This is a genomic window from Enterococcus sulfureus ATCC 49903 (assembly GCF_000407605.1).
Classification (GTDB): Bacteria; Bacillota; Bacilli; order Lactobacillales; family Enterococcaceae; genus Enterococcus_G; species Enterococcus_G sulfureus.
In genome coordinates, this window is record NZ_ASWO01000005.1 from 633,950 (window position 1) to 658,059 (window position 24,110).

General features: G+C 38.4%; 23 protein-coding genes and 1 tRNA gene. 4 read left to right on the forward strand and 20 right to left on the reverse strand.

What is annotated here, in order from left to right:
- Positions 1-66 precede the first annotated feature (66 nt).
- The 13 genes from I573_RS09050 to I573_RS09110 all read right to left on the reverse strand — a co-directional run bounded on the left by I573_RS09050 (position 67) and on the right by I573_RS09110 (position 13,749).
- Complete coding sequence (locus I573_RS09050) at positions 67-1,554, reverse strand: glucosyltransferase domain-containing protein (RefSeq protein ID WP_016185314.1); 1,488 nt, start codon at positions 1,552-1,554, stop codon at positions 67-69.
- Between the two features lie 4 nt (positions 1,555-1,558).
- Positions 1,559-2,392 carry a dTDP-4-dehydrorhamnose reductase gene (gene rfbD, locus I573_RS09055; RefSeq protein ID WP_016185313.1) on the reverse strand — a complete coding sequence of 278 codons (834 nt, stop codon included), beginning with the start codon at positions 2,390-2,392 and terminating at the stop codon, positions 1,559-1,561.
- Between the two features lie 60 nt (positions 2,393-2,452).
- Complete coding sequence (rfbB, locus tag I573_RS09060; protein WP_016185312.1) at positions 2,453-3,481, reverse strand: dTDP-glucose 4,6-dehydratase; 1,029 nt, start codon at positions 3,479-3,481, stop codon at positions 2,453-2,455.
- Between the two features lie 9 nt (positions 3,482-3,490).
- On the reverse strand, positions 3,491-4,063 hold the full coding sequence (rfbC, locus tag I573_RS09065; RefSeq protein WP_035020771.1) for a dTDP-4-dehydrorhamnose 3,5-epimerase: 573 nt from the start codon (positions 4,061-4,063) through the stop codon (positions 3,491-3,493).
- A gap of 13 nt (positions 4,064-4,076) precedes the next feature.
- Positions 4,077-4,943 (reverse strand): glucose-1-phosphate thymidylyltransferase RfbA, encoded by an 867-nt coding sequence (gene rfbA / locus I573_RS09070; protein ID WP_016185310.1) that lies wholly within the window; start codon positions 4,941-4,943, stop codon positions 4,077-4,079.
- Positions 4,944-5,037: 94 nt separating this feature from the next.
- Positions 5,038-5,739, reverse strand: coding sequence for a glycosyltransferase family 2 protein (locus I573_RS09075; protein WP_016185309.1), 702 nt, complete (start codon positions 5,737-5,739; stop codon positions 5,038-5,040).
- On the reverse strand, positions 5,736-6,563 hold the full coding sequence (locus I573_RS09080) for a glycosyltransferase (protein ID WP_016185308.1): 828 nt from the start codon (positions 6,561-6,563) through the stop codon (positions 5,736-5,738). Before I573_RS09080 ends, I573_RS09075 begins: the two co-directional genes overlap by 4 nt.
- Entirely contained in the window at positions 6,563-7,336 is a 774-nt protein-coding gene (locus tag I573_RS09085) for a glycosyltransferase (RefSeq protein ID WP_016185307.1), read from the reverse strand. The genes I573_RS09080 and I573_RS09085 overlap by 1 nt, the downstream gene beginning before the upstream one ends.
- Positions 7,337-7,443: 107 nt before the next feature.
- Positions 7,444-7,671: a transcription antitermination protein gene (locus I573_RS09090; RefSeq protein WP_245555078.1), complete on the reverse strand. Its 228-nt coding sequence runs from the start codon at positions 7,669-7,671 to the stop codon at positions 7,444-7,446.
- Between the two features lie 272 nt (positions 7,672-7,943).
- Positions 7,944-9,242: an asparagine--tRNA ligase gene (gene asnS / locus I573_RS09095; RefSeq protein WP_016185305.1), complete on the reverse strand. Its 1,299-nt coding sequence runs from the start codon at positions 9,240-9,242 to the stop codon at positions 7,944-7,946.
- Positions 9,243-9,283: 41 nt separating this feature from the next.
- Positions 9,284-10,474, reverse strand: coding sequence for a pyridoxal phosphate-dependent aminotransferase (locus I573_RS09100; protein WP_016185304.1), 1,191 nt, complete (start codon positions 10,472-10,474; stop codon positions 9,284-9,286).
- Between the two features lie 19 nt (positions 10,475-10,493).
- Positions 10,494-11,000 carry a cell wall elongation regulator TseB-like domain-containing protein gene (locus I573_RS09105; protein WP_016185303.1) on the reverse strand — a complete coding sequence of 169 codons (507 nt, stop codon included), beginning with the start codon at positions 10,998-11,000 and terminating at the stop codon, positions 10,494-10,496.
- 31 nt (positions 11,001-11,031) lie between these two features.
- A complete protein-coding gene (locus I573_RS09110; protein WP_016185302.1) occupies positions 11,032-13,749 on the reverse strand; it encodes a helicase C-terminal domain-containing protein in 2,718 nt (905 codons plus the stop codon).
- A 135-nt stretch (positions 13,750-13,884) separates the two neighbouring features.
- On the opposite strand from I573_RS09110, the gene I573_RS09115 reads away from it, so the two are divergent.
- Positions 13,885-13,956, forward strand: a tRNA-Arg gene (locus tag I573_RS09115).
- Positions 13,957-14,000: 44 nt separating this feature from the next.
- Here I573_RS09115 and I573_RS09120 read toward each other — a convergent pair.
- From I573_RS09120 to I573_RS09130, 3 genes are read right to left on the reverse strand one after another with little or no spacing between them, the layout of a single operon-like run.
- Positions 14,001-15,323 carry a DEAD/DEAH box helicase gene (locus I573_RS09120; protein ID WP_016185301.1) on the reverse strand — a complete coding sequence of 441 codons (1,323 nt, stop codon included), beginning with the start codon at positions 15,321-15,323 and terminating at the stop codon, positions 14,001-14,003.
- Positions 15,324-15,330: 7 nt separating this feature from the next.
- Positions 15,331-16,347 carry a Gfo/Idh/MocA family protein gene (locus I573_RS09125; RefSeq protein WP_016185300.1) on the reverse strand — a complete coding sequence of 339 codons (1,017 nt, stop codon included), beginning with the start codon at positions 16,345-16,347 and terminating at the stop codon, positions 15,331-15,333.
- 38 nt (positions 16,348-16,385) lie between these two features.
- A complete protein-coding gene (locus I573_RS09130; protein WP_016185299.1) occupies positions 16,386-16,904 on the reverse strand; it encodes a GyrI-like domain-containing protein in 519 nt (172 codons plus the stop codon).
- A gap of 100 nt (positions 16,905-17,004) precedes the next feature.
- On the opposite strand from I573_RS09130, the gene I573_RS09135 reads away from it, so the two are divergent.
- Positions 17,005-18,207 carry a YdcF family protein gene (locus tag I573_RS09135; protein WP_016185298.1) on the forward strand — a complete coding sequence of 401 codons (1,203 nt, stop codon included), beginning with the start codon at positions 17,005-17,007 and terminating at the stop codon, positions 18,205-18,207.
- Positions 18,208-18,239: 32 nt separating this feature from the next.
- On the opposite strand, the gene I573_RS09140 is transcribed toward I573_RS09135, so the two are convergent.
- Together I573_RS09140 and I573_RS09145 are read right to left on the reverse strand one after the other, a co-directional pair.
- Positions 18,240-18,743, reverse strand: a complete 504-nt coding sequence (locus I573_RS09140) for an HD domain-containing protein (protein WP_016185297.1) — start codon at positions 18,741-18,743, stop codon at positions 18,240-18,242.
- 163 nt (positions 18,744-18,906) lie between these two features.
- Entirely contained in the window at positions 18,907-19,671 is a 765-nt protein-coding gene (locus I573_RS09145) for a TrmH family RNA methyltransferase (RefSeq protein WP_016185296.1), read from the reverse strand.
- A 77-nt stretch (positions 19,672-19,748) separates the two neighbouring features.
- Here I573_RS09145 and I573_RS09150 point away from each other — a divergent pair, with 77 nt between their 5' ends.
- Both I573_RS09150 and yidC read left to right on the forward strand, forming a co-directional pair.
- On the forward strand, positions 19,749-20,024 hold the full coding sequence (locus I573_RS09150) for an acylphosphatase (protein ID WP_016185295.1): 276 nt from the start codon (positions 19,749-19,751) through the stop codon (positions 20,022-20,024).
- A gap of 109 nt (positions 20,025-20,133) precedes the next feature.
- Positions 20,134-21,075, forward strand: coding sequence for a membrane protein insertase YidC (gene yidC / locus I573_RS09155; RefSeq protein ID WP_016185294.1), 942 nt, complete (start codon positions 20,134-20,136; stop codon positions 21,073-21,075).
- Between the two features lie 35 nt (positions 21,076-21,110).
- On the opposite strand, the gene glyS is transcribed toward yidC, so the two are convergent.
- Entirely contained in the window at positions 21,111-23,180 is a 2,070-nt protein-coding gene (glyS, locus tag I573_RS09160) for a glycine--tRNA ligase subunit beta (protein WP_016185293.1), read from the reverse strand.
- A complete protein-coding gene (glyQ, locus tag I573_RS09165; protein WP_016185292.1) occupies positions 23,180-24,094 on the reverse strand; it encodes a glycine--tRNA ligase subunit alpha in 915 nt (304 codons plus the stop codon). Before glyQ ends, glyS begins: the two co-directional genes overlap by 1 nt.
- Positions 24,095-24,110 lie beyond the last annotated feature (16 nt).

Consider the following 24,110-nt stretch of genomic DNA (forward strand, 5'->3'; position numbering starts at 1 on the left):
CACAACGGAATTTACTTAACTTAAAAAAACATCAACAAACTTCATAAAAAGTTCGTTGATGTTTTCTTAGCGCTTCATAATTACATACACACGTTGAGAATCTACATAAATATCCCAAAAATAATTTGAAACGACTTGCTCTTTTTCCGCAGTATCAAAATCCGTAAAGTCATATGGTTGTAAAGACATGTCCATATTGCTCATACGTTGGAATAACATCAAATTAAACCAACTCATGTCTCCGTTTCGTGGCACCAATTGCTTGATAATCGGATAATTAATACTTGTACTTTCTAAAAGCGGGCTATCCTTAAACAAATTACTAATCCAGACTTCTTGACGTTCGTTGGTAACGGCTAAAGACAAATCTGCGGCTAATCGTTGCCCTTGTTGCTCAAATGATTGCTGCTGGTAGTTTAAAGTAGAGGCATATGTAAAACTAAAACTCATAAAATAAACTACTAAAAGACTTGGTATCCATCCGACTAAACGAAGTCGCTTACTCTCAAGTGCCTGTTGTCCAACTAAAATTCCTAAACTAGCAAAAAAGATACTGATCCCAACACCATATCGTGGCATAATCGTCACAAGAGGTTCACTAAAAATTAAAAGCACACCGTAACTAAAGATAAATAAACAAGCTAGATACACGCCTGTAAACAGCAAGGCGATCCATTTTGGTTGACGCGTTCGTTTCACAACTAAGACTACAAAACAAAGGATCATAACTACCGTGATCACTTGCCAGATTCGAGCTGAATAATCCCAAACCGTATGAAAATAAACAAGACTATTATGCAAAAAGGTCGCTGGAAGATCTGCAGCTTTCGCTACAGCGACCGTATTCCCACGGTTTGCGATTTCTGGATTTAGCGAAGATTCGAAGAAAAAAGCAATAAGCGCAAGGCAATAACTACTTGCTGCTACCCCTAACTTACTTAAAAATGCACGAATCTCAAACTGCGCAAATAAAAATTCGCGTGCGGCTAAGGTCAAGTATACACCTAGATAAATCCCGGACGAAGCTTGGTAGGTATTGCACATCAAAAAGACTCCTAAAAGACTTGCGATAAAAAATGACCCTTTACTAAAACGCCAAAATAAAAAGGGAAGAATGGAGAAGAGTATACTCAATGCCATATACGGGCTATCAAAACGAAAACTAATCATTTGTAACATCCACGGATTCAGCCCAAGTAAACTCGAAGCAAGCATCGCTCCAAATGAAGGTCGATTCCCCGCAAGGATATACGTTAAACACACACTAGATAACGTAAGCAGTGTCCCAGTTACAAAAAAAGACATATTTCCCAGATCAGTTAAATGTCGACTTCCTTGTAACACCCAAGAAGAAATCTCGCTTCCCCAACGTGAATAACTTGCAGCAAAATCGGTTATTCCTGTATTTTGGCGAAGAACATCATCGATATACGCATAATCTTTTGATCCAATCGTCAAGCATACGAGTTGATATAATCCAAAGAGCGTGAGAATCTTCCCTTTATTTTCCATCCAAAACGTTCGTTCAAACAATGCGATTTTCTCTTTTTCCATCGGCTTAGCCTTTTAGCATTTGTGCTAATGCTTCTTGCCAAGTTGGAATTACAAATCCTGTAGCTTTGGCTTTTGACAGGTCCATTACAGAATATTGCGGACGAGTGGCTTTTTGTGGAAACTGATCGCTAGTTACAGGTGCAACTTCTACAGCTTCATCTTTTAAAATCTCTGTCGCAAAATCAAACCATGTTGCACGATTATCATTGGATAAGTGATAAACACCATATTCTGCCTGTTGTGCTACTAAATACGTCATAAATTCAGCTAAAGTACGCGTCCACGTTGGACGTCCAAACTGATCATTCACAACGGTTAATTTAGGATGTGTTTGTGCTAATTTTTGCATCGTGAAGACAAAGTTGTGACCATATTGCCCAAACACCCAAGACGTACGAATAATGTAGTATTTACTCGCATACGTTTTAACAGCTTCTTCTCCTGCTAATTTTGTACGTCCATACTCATTTAATGGATTCGTTTCATCATCAACTGCGTATTCGCCATCTTTTTTCATCCCATCAAACACGTAGTCCGTACTGATATACACAAGGGTTGCGCCAACTGCTTCTGCGGCTTTTGCGACGTGTTTTGAACCCGCTACGTTGACAAGTTCGTTCAATGCTTTACCTTCATCTTCTGCTTTATCAACTGCCGTATATGCTGCACAATGGTAAATCACACTTGGGTTTAGTTCTTTAATAAACGCTAATGTTTTCGCTTCATCCGTAATATCTAGTTCTGTTGAATCTGTCGATATATAGTCTAGGCTTTGCTCATCTAAAAGATGACGCAATTCTGTTCCTAATTGTCCATTTCCACCTGTAAGTAAAATCATCTTTTTTGCTCCTTTTCATAAAGAAAGGCAGGAAGCTTCCTGCCTTTCCGCATCATTTAATTATTGGCCATTTTTCGCATACGTTGCTTCAACTGCGTCTTTTTCAGCTTTCCACCATGCTTCGTTTGCTTCATACCATTTGATCGTGTCAGCTAAACCAGATTCAAAGTTCGTAAATTCTGGTGTCCAACCCAATTCTTCACGTAATTTAGTTGAATCGATTGCATAACGTAAATCATGCCCTGGACGATCATTGACGTGATCATACGCGTCTTTTGGTTGTCCCATCAATTCTAAAATCAATTCAATCACAGTTTTGTTGTCTTCTTCACCGTCAGCGCCGATCAAGTAAGTTTCCCCGATACGACCTTTTGTTAGGATTGCCCAAACTGCTGAAGAATGATCATTTGTGTGGATCCAGTCACGAACATTTTTTCCATCTCCGTATAGCTTTGGACGAATACCGCTTAAGACGTTCGTAATTTGGCGTGGAATAAATTTTTCAATATGTTGATAAGGACCATAGTTATTTGAACAGTTTGAGATCGTCGCTTGTAATCCAAATGAACGAACCCATGCTTTCACTAATAAATCTGATCCGGCTTTTGTAGACGAGTATGGACTTGATGGATTGTAAGGCGTTTGATCAGTAAACTTTTCGCCTTCCCCTTCACCATGACCTGGAAGATCTTCACGTAATGGTAAATCGCCATACACTTCATCCGTCGATACATGATGGTAACGGACTTGATGATTGCGACATGCTTCGATCAACGTATATGTTCCAATCAAGTTCGTATGGACAAATGGATATGGATCTTTTAATGAATTGTCATTGTGCGATTCTGCTGCATAATGTACCACTGCGTCCGCTTCTTTGACTAAAGGTTCTACTACGCTCATATCCGCAATATCGCCTACCACAAGGGTAACACGATCTTCTGGTAAGCCAGCTAGATTTTCTTTATTTCCCGCATAAGTTAATTTATCTAATACAGTGACGTGAACTTCAGGATGATGGTTCACCACGTAATGAACGAAATTCGAGCCGATAAACCCTGCTCCACCGGTTACAATAATCTTTTTCATATAGACTCCTTAAATTTCCCCATAAACGAAGGGGTTTTCTGCTTCAAATTCTTTTAATGTTGGATGTTCTTTATCTTTATCCGATAATACAGCTTTAGTCAGATCCATTGGCCAATCAATCGCTAGATTTGGGTCATCAAAAGCGATCCCGCCATCTGCTTTTGCGTTATAATAATTGTCACATTTATACATGAAATTCACATTATCGGTCAATGTCATAAATCCATGTGCAAATCCTTTAGGAACCAATAATTGACGATGGTTGTGCTCAGATAGGATATACCCTTCCCACTGACCATATGTGGGGCTACCTTTCCGAATATCGACGATCACATCTAGCACAGCACCTGTGACCACACGGATCAATTTTGTTTGTGCGGCATCACCTTTTTGGAAATGCAAGCCGCGAATCACACCAGGTTGTGTCGATAACGAATGATTATCTTGGACAAAATCATGCGTGATACCTGCTGCATGGAAATCTTCTTGTGAGTAACTTTCAGTAAAGAAGCCACGATGATCGCCAAAAACAGCTGGTTCAATAATTTTTACGTCTTGTAATTTTGTATCGGTTACGTTAATTTTTCCCACAGTCTTACTCCTCAATCAATCGCAATAAATACTGACCGTATTGATTTTTTTTCAACGGTTGTGCGAGTTCTTTCAATTCTTCTTTTGTGATATAGCCCATACGATAAGAAATTTCTTCTAAGCACGCTACTTTTAGGTTTTGGCGTTTTTCGATCGTTTCGATAAACGTTGACGCTTCTAGTAACGATTCATGAGTCCCTGTATCTAACCAAGCAAATCCACGTCCCATAACTTCTACAGATAAGTCTCCGCGTTCTAAGTAGACTTTATTGACATCTGTGATCTCAAGCTCACCACGTTCAGATGGTTGGATATTTTTAGCGATCTCCACGACATCATTGTCATAAAAATAAAGTCCAGTCACTGCATAATTTGATTTTGGTTGCGTTGGTTTTTCTTCAATCGATAATGCACGCATCTCATCATCAAATTCAACCACACCAAAACGTTCTGGATCATTGACATGATAGCCAAATACCGTTGCGCCTGTTTCTTTTTGGGCAGCGCGTTGCAACATTTTAGACAAGCCGCCACCATAATAAATATTATCTCCTAAAACTAGGCAGACACTGTCGTCTCCGATAAAATCCGCACCTAAAACAAAGGCTTGAGCCAAGCCGTCTGGACTTGGTTGTACTTTATATTCGATATGTAGGCCTAATTCATGCCCATTTCCAAACAATTCTTCAAAACGAGGCGTATCTTGCGGTGTGGAAATAATTAAAATTTCTTTGATCCCCGCTAACATGAGTGTAGACATTGGGTAATAAATCATTGGTTTATCATAAATTGGCATCAATTGTTTTGATGTCGCACGAGTCAGTGGATACAAGCGTGTCCCTGAACCTCCTGCTAGGATAATTCCTTTCATAGAAAAAAGCTCCTTTGTTTTTTATTCGTAAGCATCTCGTGTTCTATTTTACCTATTTCAATTGATAAAAAAAAGGTTTTTTTATCAATTCGCATCATTTTTTAAAGATTAAGCGAGAAATCAATGCATTTATCAAGTTGTAACGCCAAATCAATTTTTGTTTACTAGAACTTGTCGTTTGAATTTCACTGGCATTTTGCTCATGTCGACGATAGTACACTAACGGTTCAGATAAAAAGTACACACGATTGCGTGCAACTAGACCTAGCCACATATCATGCATGGGAATATTTTTAGGAAATGGGAGCGCTTGATCAAGTAAGCTTTTACGCATCGCCATCCCTGCACCGATAAAACTGTTTTTTAAAATATTTCGATAAAAACCTGCTTTTACCTTCCGATAATGAAAATAAGAAGGATATAAAATTTGTTCTTGTTCGTCAACGATCGTCAAATCACTCACCACGACGTCAATATCAGGATGTTGTGAAAAAATTGCTCGCATTCTTTCGATTTTATTTTCTTTCCAAATATCATCTTGATCGGCTAAAAAAATCAGCTCTCCACAAGCATGAGACAATAAATGCTCAACATTTCGAATCACACCTTCTTGAGGTCCTTTGATCAATTTGATTCGCGGGTCCTGATAGGCTTGAACGAGTACACACGTTGTATCTGTCGACCCATCATCAGACACTATCAGTTCATCTTGTTCACCTAATTGTATCAAGATGCTATCGATTTGTTGGGTGATATAGCGTTCTCCATTATAGGCAGCCAAACAAACAGAAATCATTTTCCTACTCCTTTATAAAGTGAGTACCACTCACGAACTGTCATTTTCCAAAGCTTGCGGTTTTTGAGCGTTAAAAACTGTTTCGCACTTCTTAAAAGCAATTGTTTTTGATGTCTAGTGAATTGTGTTGTTTCATATTGCGTATAATAACGCGTTTCACTTGTTAAGATCGAGCGATAACGAGCAGTAGAAAGTGAACCATATGCAAAAACGGAGAGCTGATGATGTAACGTATATCCAGTCACTTCAACAGACTGTCGTCGTGCGTATACTTCAAAAAATATCCAGTGATCTAAAAAATCTAAAGGAAAAGCTTCATTGAACCCTCCGATTTCTTGTAAAAATTTGATGGACCATAACGTCCCAGAGTTGATCGCCATCACCCGCTGCTTGGTGATCCCTTCTTTTGGATAACGTATTGTACGATCGATATACTCATCTGCCAAAACAGGAGAGAGTTGCTTTTGGTCCATCATTTTAGGCAACACGCAAGCTACATCAGGATGGTTCGTCACGGCAAATTCTAAATAAGCAGGTGTGCACGACGTGTCTTGATCTAGCACAAGCAACCACTCACACTGATTTTGTTTCGCCCTATTGAATGCTTCATTATAGGCTGTAGCTAATCCTAGATTTCGTGGATCATGTTGATACGTTACGTTTTCTTTACATAGTATTGAATGTTGTTGCGGTTGTGTTGAATGATCATAGATGAGTACTTGCATCGATTCTGGTATAGAGTATTTCATAAAGGATTGACAAGCTGGGCTTTGATCGATAGCTAGATTGTATAAGACAATCACTACTTGAACCTTTGTTGCCATTAAAACAACCTCCATCCCCATTTATGAAAAAATTTGGCCATAGATTGTAAAAAAATCAAAAACAATTTTGGATTACGATGTGCACCTTTACCGTACAAGTGCGTCACTGTATCAAAAGGAGAATACAATAGACGATACCCTTTTTGTTCAAAGCGCAAACACAGATCATTGTCTTCAAAATACATAAAAAAGCGTTCATCAAATCCATTGATCGACTGAAATTTTGGAATATCAATCACCATAAAACAACCTGACCCCATACGAATCAGGGAATACTGATCATCTGGCAATGCGCGACACTCATAATCTGCTAGTCGCTTTTCAAATAGTCGTTTGACAAAACGAAAAGGCACAAAGCGTAGCATATAGTCAAAGACGGTTAATTTATGACGCACCAAATATTGCGTCGTCTGATCTTCATTCAATACTTTAGGGCTGACACCTGCCAACGTATGATCTTCTGTCAAAAGCCGTGTCAGTTGATCCAAAGTCGCTTGTGTCACTAAAATATCTGGATTACAAATAACACCAATTGCTGAATGTTGCGTCAAAAAAATTTGATTATGACCGTGACCAAATCCTTTATTTTCACTACCTTCTAGGACATGAACAAAGTCATATTGTCGCAAACGCGCCACGTATTCTTTTTCTGAAGCATTATCATAAATAATCACTTGGTATTTTGGATGGGGTAAAAAAGTAGCAAAGTGATCCAACGTTTGGAAAATATCTTTGCTATTATGGGTTACGATCCCAATAATTATCGGTTCCATTTCAGTCATCCTAACTATCGTTTTCTTCATTGGGCCATTATACCATAACTCCAATTCACAAAACGAAAAAACTACTGGAAAGAACCGATTCCAGTAGTTTCTTTACATTAACTAAAAAAATAGCTATTGACGATAGGTTTTTTGATATCAAATAACGTTACTTCGATCAATGGATGTTTTTTCGCAGTCGCTTGATCGATCCATTCACATTGTTCTACTTCAAATACAATGGATTCTGATCGAATTTCGTTTACTTTGCCTGTCATCGATCGTTTAAATTGCTGTGGTTTCACTTCATAGCGTTCTCCAACTTGAATTTTCTCCCAATGTCCCATAGTCACATACCCCATTTTCTTTATTTTCAGTACACTATTAGTTTTAACATGTCTAACCAAAATAGACAAGTTATTTTTGTGAAAAAAATTAAAAACAAAAAAGGGAGTGTGACAAAAGTCTGTCACACCCCCTAAAAAACGAATAAACGGCGTTCCAGAAGTAGCTCCTAAGGAAACAAGCCGAATCATTACCGAAATAGATGAACCTATTATCGGCATGATTCGGCTTGTTTCTTGGAGCTGGTCACTTCTGTCACAGCCTCTTTTTTACTTTATGGATAAATACGATTTAAAAGACGTGGGAATGGAATGGCTTCACGAACATGTTCGATACCTGATAACCAAGTTACCGTACGTTCTAAACCTAAACCAAAGCCAGAATGTGGCACAGAGCCATATTTTCTAAGATCCAAATACCAAGAGTATTCATTTTCATCCAAACCGTGTGCTTTAATTTGTTCTAATAAGAATTCATAATCAGTCGCACGTTCGGAACCACCAATGATTTCACCATATCCTTCTGGTGCGATCATGTCGGCACAAATCACTACGTCTTCACGAGTTGGATGTGGTTTCATGTAGAATGGTTTGATCGCTTTTGGATAATTTAAAATAAAGACAGGTTGATCAAATGAATTGGCAATAAATGTTTCATGCGGAGAACCAAAATCATCTCCCCACGTAATGTCTTCAAAGCCATTTTCTTGTAATAACGTTACGGCATCATCGTATGAGATACGAGGGAATGGTAATGTTGTATATTTTTCTAATACACTACGGTCACGGCCTAAAACATCTAACGCATAATCACAGTTATCTAATACGCTTTGAACTAAAAAGGCTACGTATTGTTCTTGGACTTCTAAGCTTTCTTCTTGATGCGTGAAGGCCATTTCTGGTTCGATCATCCAAAACTCGATCAAATGACGACGTGTTTTAGATTTTTCCGCACGGAAGGTTGGACCAAATGAAAAGACTTTTCCAAAGGCCATCGCAGCAGCTTCCATATACAATTGACCAGACTGTGATAAGTATGCTTTTTGATCAAAGTAATTGGTTTCAAATAAATCAGTCGTGCCTTCTGGTGCAGAACCAGTTAAGATCGGCGGATCGATTTTAACAAAGTTGTTGTTATTGAAAAATTCGTATGTTGCACGGATGATTTCATTTCGAATTTGCATAATCGCATGTTGACGAGAAGAACGCAACCATAAATGACGATGGTCCATTAAAAAGTCTGTTCCATGTTCTTTTGGTGTGATTGGGTAATCTTGGCTTTCTCCTACGACTTCGATTGCGGTTACCCCAATCTCATAGCCAAATTTAGAACGTGTATCTTCACGAATTTCGCCGGTAATTAATACAGCGGTCTCTTGTGTTAACCCTTTTGCTAAAGTAAACACTTCTTCAGGAACTTCGCTTTTCACGACGATCCCTTGGAAAAAGGCTGTTCCGTCACGTAATTGTAAAAAGGCGATCTTTCCACTTGAGCGTTTGTTCGCTACCCAAGCACCGATTTGTACCACTTCACCAACGTGATGTTTTGCTTCGATAATTTGTATTTGTTTCACGAGTGTCTCTCCTATCTTTTACTGTCATCCTTCAAAGGATATTACTTTTTTTGTTTTTTTTCAACAAATTTTTTGATTCTAGCCACCGCTTCATCTAAAGTCTGTTGATCTGCTGCATAGCTTAAACGAATATGTTGGGCTGCTCCAAAGGCTTTGCCTGTCACTACAGCTACATTTGCTTCATACAGCAAGTCGTCGACAAAATCATCGACATCCGTGTAACCACATAATTCAAGTGTTTGTTGAACATTTGGGAAAAAGTAAAACGCGCCCGCTGGCAATAAGACGTCAAATCCGGGTATCTCTTGAAGTGCCTCAAACATTGTATTACGTCTGATCTCAAAAGCTTGGCGCATCTCTTCTACTTTTGTTTGATCGCCTACTAACGCTTCCACTGCGGCATATTGGCTGACTGCAGTCGGATTACTAGTTGCTTGGGATGCAATATCGATCATCGCATTAATGATCGTTTGATTTCCAACAGCAAATCCAATACGCCAGCCTGTCATAGCATATGTTTTCGAGACACCATTGATGATGATCGTTTGTTCTTTGATTTTTTCAGATAAGGATACGATTGGTGTAAATGTTTCTTCACCATATACTAGTCGTCCATAAATATCATCAGCGATGATCAAAATGTCATGTGCGACTGCCCACTCTCCAATTTCTTTCAATTGCAGTTTAGAATAAATCATTCCTGTAGGATTAGAAGGCGAATTTAGTAAGATTGCTTTTGTCCGTGGTGTACGAGCAGCCTCTAATTGTTCGACCATCACTTGAAAATTTTGTGCACTCGTAGTCTCAACAAACACTGATCTTCCTTGTGCTAGTTTGATTTGTTCACTATAACTGACCCAATAAGGAGTTGGAATGATCACTTCATCTCCCTCATCTAAAATCGCTTGAAAAACCAAATAGAGCGCATATTTTGCCCCGTCGGTCACGATCGTTTGCGAGGGAGTGTACGTTACGTGATAAAATTTTTCTAGATACTCTACAATTGCTTGTCTCAATTCAGGGATACCAGCAGTTGCTGTATAGTAACTTGCTTTTCCATTTTTGATTACTTCGATTGCAGCATTTTGGATCGTTTCAGGAGTTGCAAAATCTGGCTCTCCTACCGTTAAACTTAAAATATCTTTGCCTTGCGCTTGCAATTGTTTTGCTTTAGTCGAGGCTTTTAATGTTGCTGAAGGTTCAATATTTTGTGCTCTTGTTGATAAGTTCATCGATCCATCTCCTTAAAAATCAAATATTTTGTTGTTCTTTGATTATTTTCCCATCAGAAAAAGATACATAATAATAATTCAATGCACCATCTTTTGATTTGGTAATCACTTCCCATACAGGTTGATCATTTAGCATCCCTAAATTTTCTTTGTAAACATTTTGATCAGCATGTGCTTGCAAAACAACTGATTTTGCTTCATTTTGATCGATTCCAGATTGCATTTCACGCACTTTGATATTCGTACCATCTTTTGGGATAAAGACTGCGATCGTCTGATTTTGTTTATTTTCTCCTACAACCGTATAAGAAGTTCCATTCTTACTCAAGCGATAAAATTGATCGACAGTTTCAATATTCCCATATTTTTGAGCAAGTTCTGTTGCTTCTTTTTTCGCTTGACGCATCGGTTGCGTCGCTTGCAAATAAATGATCGCAGTACCCGCAATGGTAACTAGTAGTACAACGATGAGACTAAATAACACAATCGTGATACGTTTTTCTTTTTTTGATAAATGAGTAGACACCAGTTTTCGCTCCTTTTGCTAATGGGTTATATTATAACAAATTTTTAGATTCTGAGGCATTTTTTTCCTGATTTGTTGCAAAAAAATCTTCAATCGCCACTACGGCCTCTTGAATCGTTCCATTCACTGCTGGCAATTCTCGTGGTAAAGAACGAATAAAGTCTGCTCCATATGAAGCAGTAAGTAAGCGCGAATCAAGCACGACCATCATTCCTTTGTCTGACGTCGATCGAATCAAACGTCCAAATCCTTGACGCAGTTTCATGACCGCTTTTGGGAGCGCTTCTGCTTGAAAGGCGTTTTTTCCTAAAGATTCAAGATAAGCATACTTAGCTTGCACAAGTGGACGTTTGGGATTTTCAAATGGTAACTTGGTGACCACTAAAAGGTGCAACTGATTTCCCGGTAAATCGACCCCTTCCCAGAAACTATCTGCACCAAATAAAATCGATTGATTGGATTGTGAAAATCGCTTCAATAATTTTTGACGCGAACCTCCAATACCTTGTGCTAAGATTTCGCGTCCTGCTTGTAAAAATTCGAAATGCAGTGCTTGGTATACTGCTTGTAGTTGTTCATGAGAAGTAAACAACACCAAAATCGATTCTGAGTAGTGTTGAAACAACGTACGTAGCTGCTCGATTAGCCGTTGTGTTGGATCACTTGTTGGACGTGCTACAACAGTAAACAAACGTGCTTGTTTTGCATAATCAAACTCTGTAGGCAAACGCAAAACAGGAGTGGCTAATCCGAGTTGTTCTGGTAAATAATTGGGACGATCTTGCGTTGTTAATGTAGCCCCTAAATATGCAATACGCTGATACCGCGCATAAAAACTTTTCGTGGTGATATCGGTTGCGTTTAGATCAATCGTTTCAAAATACATGTTTCGAATGTGCTTAGTATATACTATCCGTCGTAAATGCGACAGTCCATTTGTATAGAAAAAATGTTGGAAAGCTTGTTGCTGTTGTTTCACTTGAGCAAACAGTTCTGCTTTTTCTCCTGCATATTCTGGCATCTCTTGTAAGAGTACTTCCTCAAATTGGGCAATCAACGTCAACATATCTCGAAATGTTTGTTGTACTCGTTGGATCGTTCGCTCGACGACAATCGGTAAAGAGTCTCTTGTCGCATCTTCTACGATCCATTCTACCGTTTGTACAGGTTTTAGCTCATAAAAATATTCGGATAGTTGAAGACTTGTTTCATCCAATTGATCTAACAATCTAAAAAATAGCGCTACTTGAGGGTCGTTTTGTTGAGGCCACTTACTTTCTTTTAATCCTTGAACCACTTGATTGAGTTGTTGAGAATTGAACGCTACGGTAGCGACTCGTTCTAAAGCCGCTGGTAAGTGATGTGCTTCATCGATAAGCAAGTACGGACTTTTAGGTAAAATCGGCTGATCACGTTTAGATTCATGTGCTAAAAAAGCATGATTCACAATAATCAGATTGCTTTGATGCATTTTCGCATACAACCGTCGCAAAAAGTCCCAATTATAAAAAGCGGATTGGGACGAGATAAAATCAACACCTAAATGTGTGACTTGCGTAAAAAACAAATGATCTAAACGTAAAAGATTCAGTTCATCTAAATCGCCCGTAGTAGTTTGTGTCAGCCAAACTAAAATCATCATTTGAAATAACGCATATTGTTTCATCTCTGTCTGTTTCCCTAATGTTTTTTGGAACCGTTCAAGATCGAGATAGTGTTTATGGCTTTTCACAACAACCGCTTGTAACGGATATGGACTAATTTGATTAAGCTGTAAAATATCTCGTTGTAACAGTTGATGCTGTAATAAAATCGATGCTGTACTAATAATTAAAGGATTTTTAGCTGTCGCCAAAAAACTACTTGGAAATAAATAGCCAACTGTTTTTCCGCTGCCCGTTTCAGCTTCTATAAAACAATTTTTATCACTCGTTTGAGCACTAAAATGAGCAAAGACTTGATCCATCAACAATTGCTGGCTTTTACGATACCCCAATTGCTCTTTGAACCATTGGGCTTTTTCTTCTTTTGAAGATGGATAAGTACGTGTATATGACGGTGATTCGTATAGTCTATATTCAGGTTTCACTAACGCAAGCTGCTCTACGACTTGTAGATGATCTGGTAATGGACGTAAGCTTTCTCGCATTTCACGATAGATTGATTCAATAAACAGATTGGTCTGCATCGACAAGTGACGTGCACACTCCGTAATTTTTTCCATCGTGATCAGCGGCAACTGTCGCATTTTTTCTTCAATAGTTAAAAAAAGTTTTGCGGTTACTTCCGCATCACTATCGGCTTGGTGAGGCATATCGTGTGTAAATGCTAAACTTTCAGCTAAATCGCCTAATCGGAAACTCACTTCTGTGGGTAAAAAAATCTGTGCTAGTTCTACAGTATCGATTCCATTTAGCGTTAGTTCAGGCAGACCACAACGCATTAATTCCGCACTTAAAAAGCGATAGTCAAAATGAATATTATGTGCGACAAAAACCGTATCGCTCAACAATTGATAAATCGTTTCTGCTACATCTTCAAAATAAGGTGCGTGTTTTACTTTTCGATTATCAACTTGTGTTAAATGTTGGATTTGTTTTGAAATCGGTCGATCTGGATTAATATCTGTTGCAAACCGGCCAACGATTTCCCCTTCTTGAATCAATACACAACCAAATTGAAAAATTCGATCCTCTTTAGGATTCGTTCCAGTTGTCTCTAAATCGACAACCGCATAAGTGGTTTTCATCGAATTCCTCCTCTACATACCTGTCAAATTATACTACAGTTTTAATTCCACGACTAGAATCCAATTGTCCAGAAAAGAAAATGATGAGAACACTTGAATTTATGTAATACTCGCGTTATGCTAACTAATGGATTCGCCCTTGTAGTTAAACGGATATAACAGACCCCTCCTAAGGGCCAATTATCAGTTCGATTCTGGTCAAGGGCGTCAAAAAGCACACAAGTCTCCACTTGAGACTTGTGTGCTTTTTATTATTTTTGACGTTTGCCTTTGTTTTTTTGACTAGCAGTACGTACTTTTTTCTTTTTCATTTTTGGTTTGGATACAGGAACGTTCTCTTGAACCTGTCTTACTTTTTCAACTGGTTGCGCTTTATCTGTTACATGAGAACTGGATGCATCCTGAGTCCGTTTAGACTCTGTTGATCTTGTTTTTTTCATCGCGACTTCTGCTACCGGTTTGGTCGTCGTCAACTGTCCTCCATGCAAGAAAACTTCTTGTCCTTTAATCTGCATTTGACTCATGATCTTACGATGATCCCGTTGGCTTTGAGGTGTCACTAGCGTCAATACCACTCCATCTGCACCCATTCTACCTACGCGACCAGCACGGTGCAAGTAACTTTCTTTCGTTAACGGAACATCCACATTGACCACATAAGGCAAGCCTTGTAGATCTAAGCCTCTTGCTGCTAAATCTGTTGTTAGTAAAGCCGTCACTTGTTGTTTTTTGAAGGCGTTTAAAGCCAATCGGCGCATTTCTTTACTTTGATCTGAAGCCAGCGAAGCTACTTTAACGCCATTAAACAAAAGTTTTTCCTCTGCGCTACCTAGTTCACTGAGCTGGTTAAAAAACAACAATCCTTGAAAAGCATCGATATAACATAAACGACGTAGCGTATCCACGATCTTACGTGGAGAAACGTTCAAATAATAATGGAGGATCTCTCCTTGACTATCGTCGATATCGGTTGTATCGATCACCATGATATCACGATCGATCAAGGCTTTTACTTCTTCTAAAGCCTGTGATGCAGTAGCGGAAAAGAAAGAAAAAGTCGTTTTTCTTCCTAAGCGTTGCACGATCTCTTTGACTAAACCTTGAGTATCATCTTTGACCAATTGATCGGCTTCATCTAAAATCAACGATTGTACTTGAAACGCATTGATCTTTTTCGCTTTGATCAGTTCTAATACACGACCTGGCGTTCCAATAATGACTTCTGGTTTCTTTTTGAGCTGCTCGATTTGGCGTTTGACATTTGCACCACCAATACATGATTGACAAGTTAAATCTAAAGGCGTTGCCCATTCTTTCGCCACTTCATAAACTTGTACTGCAAGTTCTTGTGATGAAGTTAAAATCAGTAATTGGTTCCCACCTTTTGATTCGACTTGTTGTAAAGCCGGCAATAAATACGCTATCGTTTTACCAGATCCTGTTGGTGAAACAGCTAATATAGACTCTTTTTGACACATTGGTTTGTAGACTTGTTGTTGGATGGCAGTTGGTTGACGAAACTCTTTGTCTTCCCATAATGTTTGCCATGCTAAAGGTAATTGTTTAATTTCCATATGATCCTCAATTCATTTTTTGATCTGCTGGGAAATGAATTCCAGCTTTTTGTCTCATTTCATATAATACCAGATTTACGCTTCGTGACAATTCAACTAACTCTTCATATTGCGTTGCTGTTTTGGCTTTATCGATAGATGTTAAAAGGTCTGCAAATGCACACGCCTCTTCATACAAAGGATTTTCATGTGCTTTTTGTAAAGCAAGCGTTGCTTCTGTTTTGGTCTGGCGGTTTGTCTGAGTTGCAGAAGTAATCACATTAATTCCATCTAATACAATCGTTCCATCAGTTAAATAGATTTCAGATGGAGCAAAAGAATCTGCAGTTTTTCCAAAATGCACCGAAACATCAAATCCATCGTAATGTAAGATTCCATAACCGGAACCATCGACACCTGTACGAATTTTTTGAGCATAATATTCTACAGTTTGCGGTTGGCCAAACAAGCCTACTGCCGCATAAATTGGATAGACACCTAGATCCATCAAGGCGCCTCCAGAAAATTCCAAAGAGAAAATATTCGGAACATCTCCAGCTAATACATCATCATAACGAGATGAATACTTCATATAGGTGAAGCTTGCACCCATGATCTGGTTGAGCGTTGGCAATTGGTTTTTGAGCACTTGAAAATTATGTTCGTGAATATTTCGTGCCCCTTCGAAGTAACATACTTTATGAAGATTGGCCAAGTCAATAATTTCATTCATTTCTGCTGGATTCGAAAATGCGGGTTTTTCTACGATCACATGTTTTCCATTTAAAATGGCTTGTTTTGCTTGTTCAAAATGAAGAGCATTTGGTGAAGCAATATACACAACTTCTAACTGTTTATCCTGAAAAAACTCTTCTAAATGTGTGTAGGACTGTACATTATCTTGCATAGATTCTTCAATAAACTCGGTTGCGGAACTTTGTCTGCGCGAATACACACTATGCAACGCATAACGTTTACTTGATACTGCTGCTTGAACAAATTGTTGTGAAATCCAATTGGTGCCAATAATCCCTAATTTTAACATATGCTTTCCCCATTCCATTTTTTATTATCATAAACGATTTAACGCTTTAAAAGTGTAGAATGATGCTTTTCTAATTCAATGCTCGATTCGATTGGACAATACAACCACAACTCTCCTGGTGTATCTGTTGCGGCATAAAACTCTTGAATGGCACCTGTAAGAATGACTTGTTCTTTTGGTAAAATCACTTCAAATATTTCTTTTACTGTCTGATCGACTAATAAGACATTTGTTTTTAAGACTAAATAATCTTGATCTGGAAGCTCCCAATACGTCCATCCCTTTGGTGCTACCGTGCCTTTTTTCACTTGAATCCCTGCAAGATATAGACCTTCTTTTTCCGGAGGAGCTAAAAAAGTATCTTGATCACTTGAAATTCCCCAGCAATCAACTGTTTCTTCTGTTAATGGCTGTGTAAATAGCGGCTGTAATTCCGTTAGATATTGTTCAAATTCAAACCAGAGCAATTGGATCCATGTACTTGTTTCATCAGATTGCTGCCGCCCTAGACGACCAAGGATCGCCAAATCATGTATTCTTTTTTTATAGTAGTCCATCACACGTCTCCTTTCTTAAATAAAATAACCTCCATAATTTATATTTACGCTATACAAAACTTCGTATAATTCGCTATACTGTAAAAGAGGAGTTGACTATATGCATATTTTACCATTATTTTTTTTCTTACTCTATTATAGTTTGGGATTTTGGCTACTTTTTCGTTGGCGAAAAAAACAAATCGAACCCCAGCAATTTTTTTATCAAGGTACTTGGCTGCTTATTGCCATTATTGGCTACACAAGCGTATTAGAAGCATTAAATGGTAGTTTCTTTTTTGCTATCCCATTGTTCTTTTTTGCCTTATTTTTCTTTAGTTACAGGAGGCAAAAAGCCCGTACCTTAAATGGATTTTTGTTTAATTTATTTATTGTCGTATATGGTGCCTACTTGATTTACGCCACAATGACCACGCGAGATCTTTTAATTGCAGGCTTATTCTTTTTCGCATTTGTGGTTGTTATTTTAGCAGCGACTTTAGGCATTATTGGATTGATTATCTTCTTATACTGGAATGCTTTTATTGTGATGAAACGCGAATCTCGCTCGATTGCAAATCTACTCACTTTACTACTTGCGATTGCGTTAACGATTTATGTCGTGATCACTTTCTTTGTCACACAAAATTCTGCTTGGTATATCGCGCTTCCTGTGACACTATTGACGTTAACTTTAGGGTATTTGTTTTTAGTTTTTGTCAATTTTTTAACCATTTCAATTTTATACCAATTTAATCAACCAAGAAAACGTCAGGATTTTATTATCGTTTTAGGTGCAGGACTGATCAACGGTGAACGCGTGACTCCGCTCTTGGCTAGACGAATTGACAAAGCGATTTTATTTTACCGGGAACAAAAAATCAAAACTGGACATCCATTGAAGTTTATTATGTCTGGTGGACAAGGACCAGATGAAAAAGTTCCTGAAGCTGTGGCGATGCAACAGTATGCGTTGGAACAAGGAATTCCGCATGAAGATATCTTATTAGAAGCCAATTCTACAACGACTTATGAAAATATGATGTTTTCAAAATCAATCATCGATGCTCAAGGTCTAAAACAGGCAAAAGTCATTTTTGCATCGAACAACTACCATATCTTTAGAGCGGCTATTTTTGCAAAAGAAGCCAACTTAGATGCAGATGGAATTGGGGCAAAAACAGCCTTTTACTATTTACCAAATGCATTCTTACGTGAATTTGCGGCTATGCTCAAAATGAAAAAGCATCGCCATGCACTTATTTTAGGAATTTTATTTGTTTTAATCACTGCAGTCAGTTTATTCAATGTCATTTTATCTTAAAAAAAACTGTAGCCAAACGGCTACAGTTTTTTTTAACGTTGTTCAGTTGAAACAGATTTTCTTAATAATTTTTCTTTAAATAATTTGGTCATTGGTGTTGCCGCTTCTTTGATCGCACAATATTTATCCACCATTGTGACGATGTAGCTTTCTTTATATTTCGGTGGAGCAATCGTTGCTCCCCACATATGTTTGATAATGATATCACGTTCAACTTCTGAAAGTTCAGTGATTTTTTCCGCATTTTTCACGGCAATTCGAGGATGCATGTACGCATGACTACCTCCATCAAACTTCGTTGTCCGCCAATCATAATAAAACATATCGTGTAATAAGCCTGCACGCGCTACAGCACGTGCATCAGCATTTGTTTTTTTTGCAATTTGATAGCTGTGGTAAGAAACACTAATCGAATGGTCTAAGCGAGTCGAGTGAAGATGTTGTACGAACTCGGCTAAACGTTGAACCTCTGGGTGTTCCAATAAATCTGCTACATAAGACATATACTCGGCATCTTGTTTCCATTTTTCTGTCATAAATTTGTACGCCACCTTTTCATTCTGTACAATTGTGTACAAGAAAAAGTATAGCACGCTGATTAGAACTCTTCTAACGAAATTGGCCAATTTTATCATTGTTTAATCATTTCTTATAAAAACTAAATTTTAGCCTAAATCTCCTATCTACTTGAAATTTGAGCTATTTTTCCAAAAAATGATACATCAACACTCCAGCAGCAACGCCAACATTTAACGACTCAGCTTTTCCAAATAAAGGAATATAAAGATTTTTTGTGGTACGTTGGAGTAACTCCAAACGTACACCTTGCCCTTCATTTCCTAAAATCAATGCCACATGAGTCGTGGGTACAACCTGACGATAATCGACTGCCTGTTCATTTAATTCTGTACCATAAACCGGAATATTTGCTTGTTCAAACTGAGCGCAGACTTCCATAAGATCTTGTTGGATGACCGGTAAATGAAAATGACTTCCTTGCATGCTTCGCAATACTTTAGGATGGAATAGATCCACTGTTCCTTTCCCTAGAATCACTCCTGAAAATCCAGCAGCATCTGCCGTACGGATCATTGTCCCAACATTTCCAGGGTCTTGGACTTGATCTAAACAAAGCCATTTCCCTTGTGTTAAATCGACAACAATCTCTTTCATATGAAGCACAGCTAAGATTCCTTGTGGCGTGACCGCATCAGTCAACGTATCAAAAATAGCATCCGAGACAAATGTATAATCTAGTTGTTGGCTGTGAAGCCAGTTTTGCCATTCATGCAAGCCTCTTGAGTTTACAAAAATGTGCTCAAGATCTTGATTTGTGTGAACGGCTTCTTCAACTAGATGAAATCCTTCGATCACGTAACGTTGACTTTGATCACGATATTTTTTTTGCTGTAGTTTTTTTAATTCTTTAATTAGTCCATTTGATTTTGATGTAATTTCGTTCATACTTTCACCTCAATTGGCATTATAGCATGGATTTAGTATAATCAAACTACCGAATACAGTTTCTAAAGGAGGATATTATGCGTACAGTGAATATAAGAGTAAGTGGTCGTGTTCAAGGAGTGGGCTTTCGCTACTTGACTAAACTAGCAGCAGATGAAAAACAGATTACTGGTTCCGTTAAAAACGAAGAGAATGGAGATGTCACGATCGTCGCACAAGGACCAGAATCTACGATTGCTTTTTTTATCCAAACCGTCAAATCTTCTCCTTCTCCGATGGGAAAAGTTAAAAAAATGGTGGTCCATGAACTACCAAATGAACCACACTATACTTCTTTTGAGGTTCTTTACTAATTCTTAAGTCTTTAGAATAGAACGGATGTTTTTGCTTCGTGTGATTGAAAAGACACGAAAACTTTAGTATAGTTAACTTTGTCTAAATTACATGAAAAGGAAGAAATAAATGAAAAATAAGAAAACTTGGTTCTTAGCAAGCGGTCTATTCACGCTGTTGTTCTTTTTATCGGGTTGTGTAAAAACAATCGAACAAAATGGTACTCGAGTTCCCGATCCAGATGGGTTCATCTATAAAACGTTGGTCGTGCCTCTAGGCGGGTTTTTAACCTATCTAGCCGAAAACTTTAACTGGGGCTTTGGTCTGGCTATCATTATTGTGACCATTATCGTCCGCATTATTTTACTTCCAATGGGCATTAGTCAATCGAAAAAAGCAATGGTTCAAGCAGAAAAAATGCAGTACTTGAAACCACAAATCGATATCGCCCAAGCGAATATGAAAAAGGCAACAACAAAAGAAGACCAAATGCAAGCGCAAATGCAAATGCAACAAGTCTACAAAGAAAATAGCGTCAGTATGTTTGGCGGAATCGGATGTCTTCCGCTCTTGATCCAAATGCCGATTTTCTCTGCGCTTTATTTTACAGTAAGTTATACGCAAGGAATCAACAGTGCTTCCTTCCTAGGTATCGACCTTGGAAAATCTAGTTTGATCTTAGTGATCTTAGCTGGATTATCTTATGTTGGGCAAGGATATCTGTCGTTGATCGGAGTTCCAGAAGAACAAAAGAAAACGATGCGCAGTATGTTGATCGTCTCACCTTTGATGATTGTTTTTATTTCATTTAGTGCCCCAGCCGGAGTAACACTTTATTGGGTTGTCGGTGGGATTTTCAGTTGTGTACAAACCTTTATTACAAACGTCTTGATGAAACCAAGAATTAAACAAAAAATTGCAGCTGAAATGGAAAAAAATCCACCAAAAATTGTCGTGACTCCTACGGTAAAAGATGTAACACCTGATCAAGCTGCACCAAAAGCGAAAGCTAAACCGATCAATGCACCTAAAAATGGTCGCAATGCTGGAAAACAACAAAAACGTAAATAAAAAAAGCGTTCAGAGAAATTCTCTGAACGTTTTTTCTATTTGGTCATCAATTGATCTAAACTGGCAACAGTTAATGCAAGTTTAGCTAGACGGGTCAACATCGCTAAACGGTTTTGACGAACGCGTTCGTCTTCTACCATGACCATCGTTTGCTCAAAATAAGCATCGATCGGTGCTTGTAAAGCCATTAAAGCAAGGTAGTTTTCTTCTAATGTACGAGATAAGAACTCATTTTCTACAGCTTGAATCGCGTCATACAACTCATGCTCTGCTTGATTTTCAAATAATGCTGCATCGACTGTGACATCTGTTAGCTCTTGTTTTTTCGCTAAATTGATCACACGCGTCAAGGCCTCGATCGATGGTTTAAATTCTGCATCTTGAACATGTTGATTCAATACAGTAGCGGCTTCAAACATCTGGCTAAGATCGGTTTGATTGGAATTTACGACCGCGTCAATAATATCATGACGGATCGCTTTAGTTGCTAAGAATTGGCGCACACGTCCGTTTAAAAAGTCTAAAAATGGCGTGTGATCATCTAATTGGATATTTAATTCAGCCAGATCTTCCGCTACTGCGGCTTTGATTTCTTCACGCAATTTCAGTAATGAAAGATTCCACTCTTGTTGTTCAATGATACGAATGATCCCGTATGTTTGACGACGTAGTGCAAATGGATCGTTTGACCCGCTTGGTACCATCCCCGCTGCAAAGAAAGTCAATAAACTATCTAGTTTATCGGCTACAGCTAACACAGCGCCAATCGCAGACTCTGGTAATGCCCCATCACTAGAAATTGGTAAGTAATGCTCACGGATCGCTTGTGCGACTGCGGGCGTTTCACCTTGTACTAATGCATATTTCTCACCCATGATTCCTTGTAATTCTGGAAACTCACCTACCATATTCGTCACTAAATCAAATTTATAAATTTCGCTAGCACGCAGTAGATCTGCTTTTTGTGTCGAGGTTAGACCAATGGTTTCACCAATAAGTTGTGCGACTTTTGTCACACGTTGCATTTTTTCATATAAAGAGCCGATTTTTTCATGGAATGCAACATTTTTTAATTTTTCAACACATTCTGCGATCGTTAGTTTTTGGTCTTCTTGATAGAAAAACTCCGCATCTTCTAAACGTGCAGTCAGTACTTTTTGATTTCCTTTTGCGACATTTTCGATCCCTTTTTCATTTCCATTACGTACGGAGACGAAATAAGGCAGCAAGTGTCCTTCTTTAGCTCGAACATCAAAATAACGTTGGTGTTCTTTCATCGACGTGACCAATACTTCTTCTGGTACACTTAAATATTTTTCTTCAAACGTACCTAAAAAGGCAGTTGGATATTCAACTAAGTTGGTTACTTCTTCTAAAAGGTCAGCATCTAGATCGATCGTCACTTGTTTATCCGTTGCGATCGCTTGAATCTGTTCTCGGATCATTGCTTCACGTTTCTTAGCATCCACGATTACCGCTTGTGCAGCTAGTGCGTCTTCATAGGCTCCTGGTGTTGCAATGAGCGCTTCTTGACCTAAAAAGCGGTGACCACGTGACGTGCGCCCTGTGTGTACATCCAATAAGGTAAACTCGATAACATCTTCTCCAAACAACGCCACGATCCAGTGAATCGGACGAATGTATTCAAAGGTATATTTATTCCAATGCATCGTGACAGGGAATGTCAGACTTGTAATGACCTCTTTTAACCCAGGCAATACATCAATTGTCTTTTGGCCTAAAATTTCTTTTGTCACATACACGTATTCGACATCTTTGATGGTTTTAAACGTAATGTCTTCTACTGTCACTCCTTGACCACGTACAAATCCTTGGGCCGCTTTTGACCAATCACCATTTGCATCTAGTGCGATTTTTTTAGCAGGACCTTTGACTTCTTCTTTGATATCCGCTTGCGTCTCAGGTACATTGGTTACTCTAAGAGCTAATCGTCGTGGTGTTGAAAATACTTCGATCTGATCAAACGTTAGACGATTTGTTTCTAGAAAAGCGGCTGTTTTTTCTTTTAATTGTGTGACACTTGGCAAGACCACGTGTGCTGGCATTTCTTCTAAACCAATTTCTAATAAAATATCTCGAGACATTAGTTTTCCTCCTTGATCCATTTTGCTGCTTCTTCACGACTAAGTAATGGATACCCTAATTTTTCACGTTCAGCAACAAAAATTTTCGCTACCGCTTTTGCCATATTTCGAATGCGCGCTAGATATGCCGCACGTTCCGTAACCGAAACTGCACCTCGAGCATCAAGTAGATTAAAATTGTGGCTACATTTTAAAATATAATCATATGCTGGATGGACTAAATTTTCAGCAATACAACGTTTTGCTTCTGCCTCAAATTTAACAAAATTATCTAATAACAAAGCTTGATCGCTTAATTCAAATGAATATTTTGAATGTTCATATTCAGGCTGTGTAAAAATCTCACCATATTTAACTCCTGGCATCCATTCTAGATCATACACGCTTTCGACTTCTTGAATATACGAAGCTAAACGTTCTAATCCATATGTGATTTCTGAAGTTACAGGTTGACATTGTAAACCGCCTACTTGTTGGAAGTACGTAAACTGTGTGATCTCCATTCCATCTAACCACACTTCCCATCCTAAACCAGCACAACCCATTGATGGATTTTCCCAGTTATCTTCGACGAATCGAATATCATGTTCTAATGGATCAATACCTAATAAGGACAAGCTTTCTAAATACAATTCTTGGATGTTTTCTGGTGAAGGTTTCATCACTACTTGAAATTGATGATGCTGATACAAACGATTTGGATTTTCACCATAACGTCCATCAGCTGGTCGTCTTGACGGCTCTACATAGGCTGCATTCCAAGGTTCTGGTCCAATCGCACGTAAGAATGTATACGGACTCATCGTGCCTGCTCCTTTTTCGGTATCATATGCTTGCATCAGCATACAACCATTATCTGACCAAAATTTTTGTAACGTCAAAATCATTTCTTGAATCGTTAGCGTTTTTTTCATAATGTACACTCCTTTA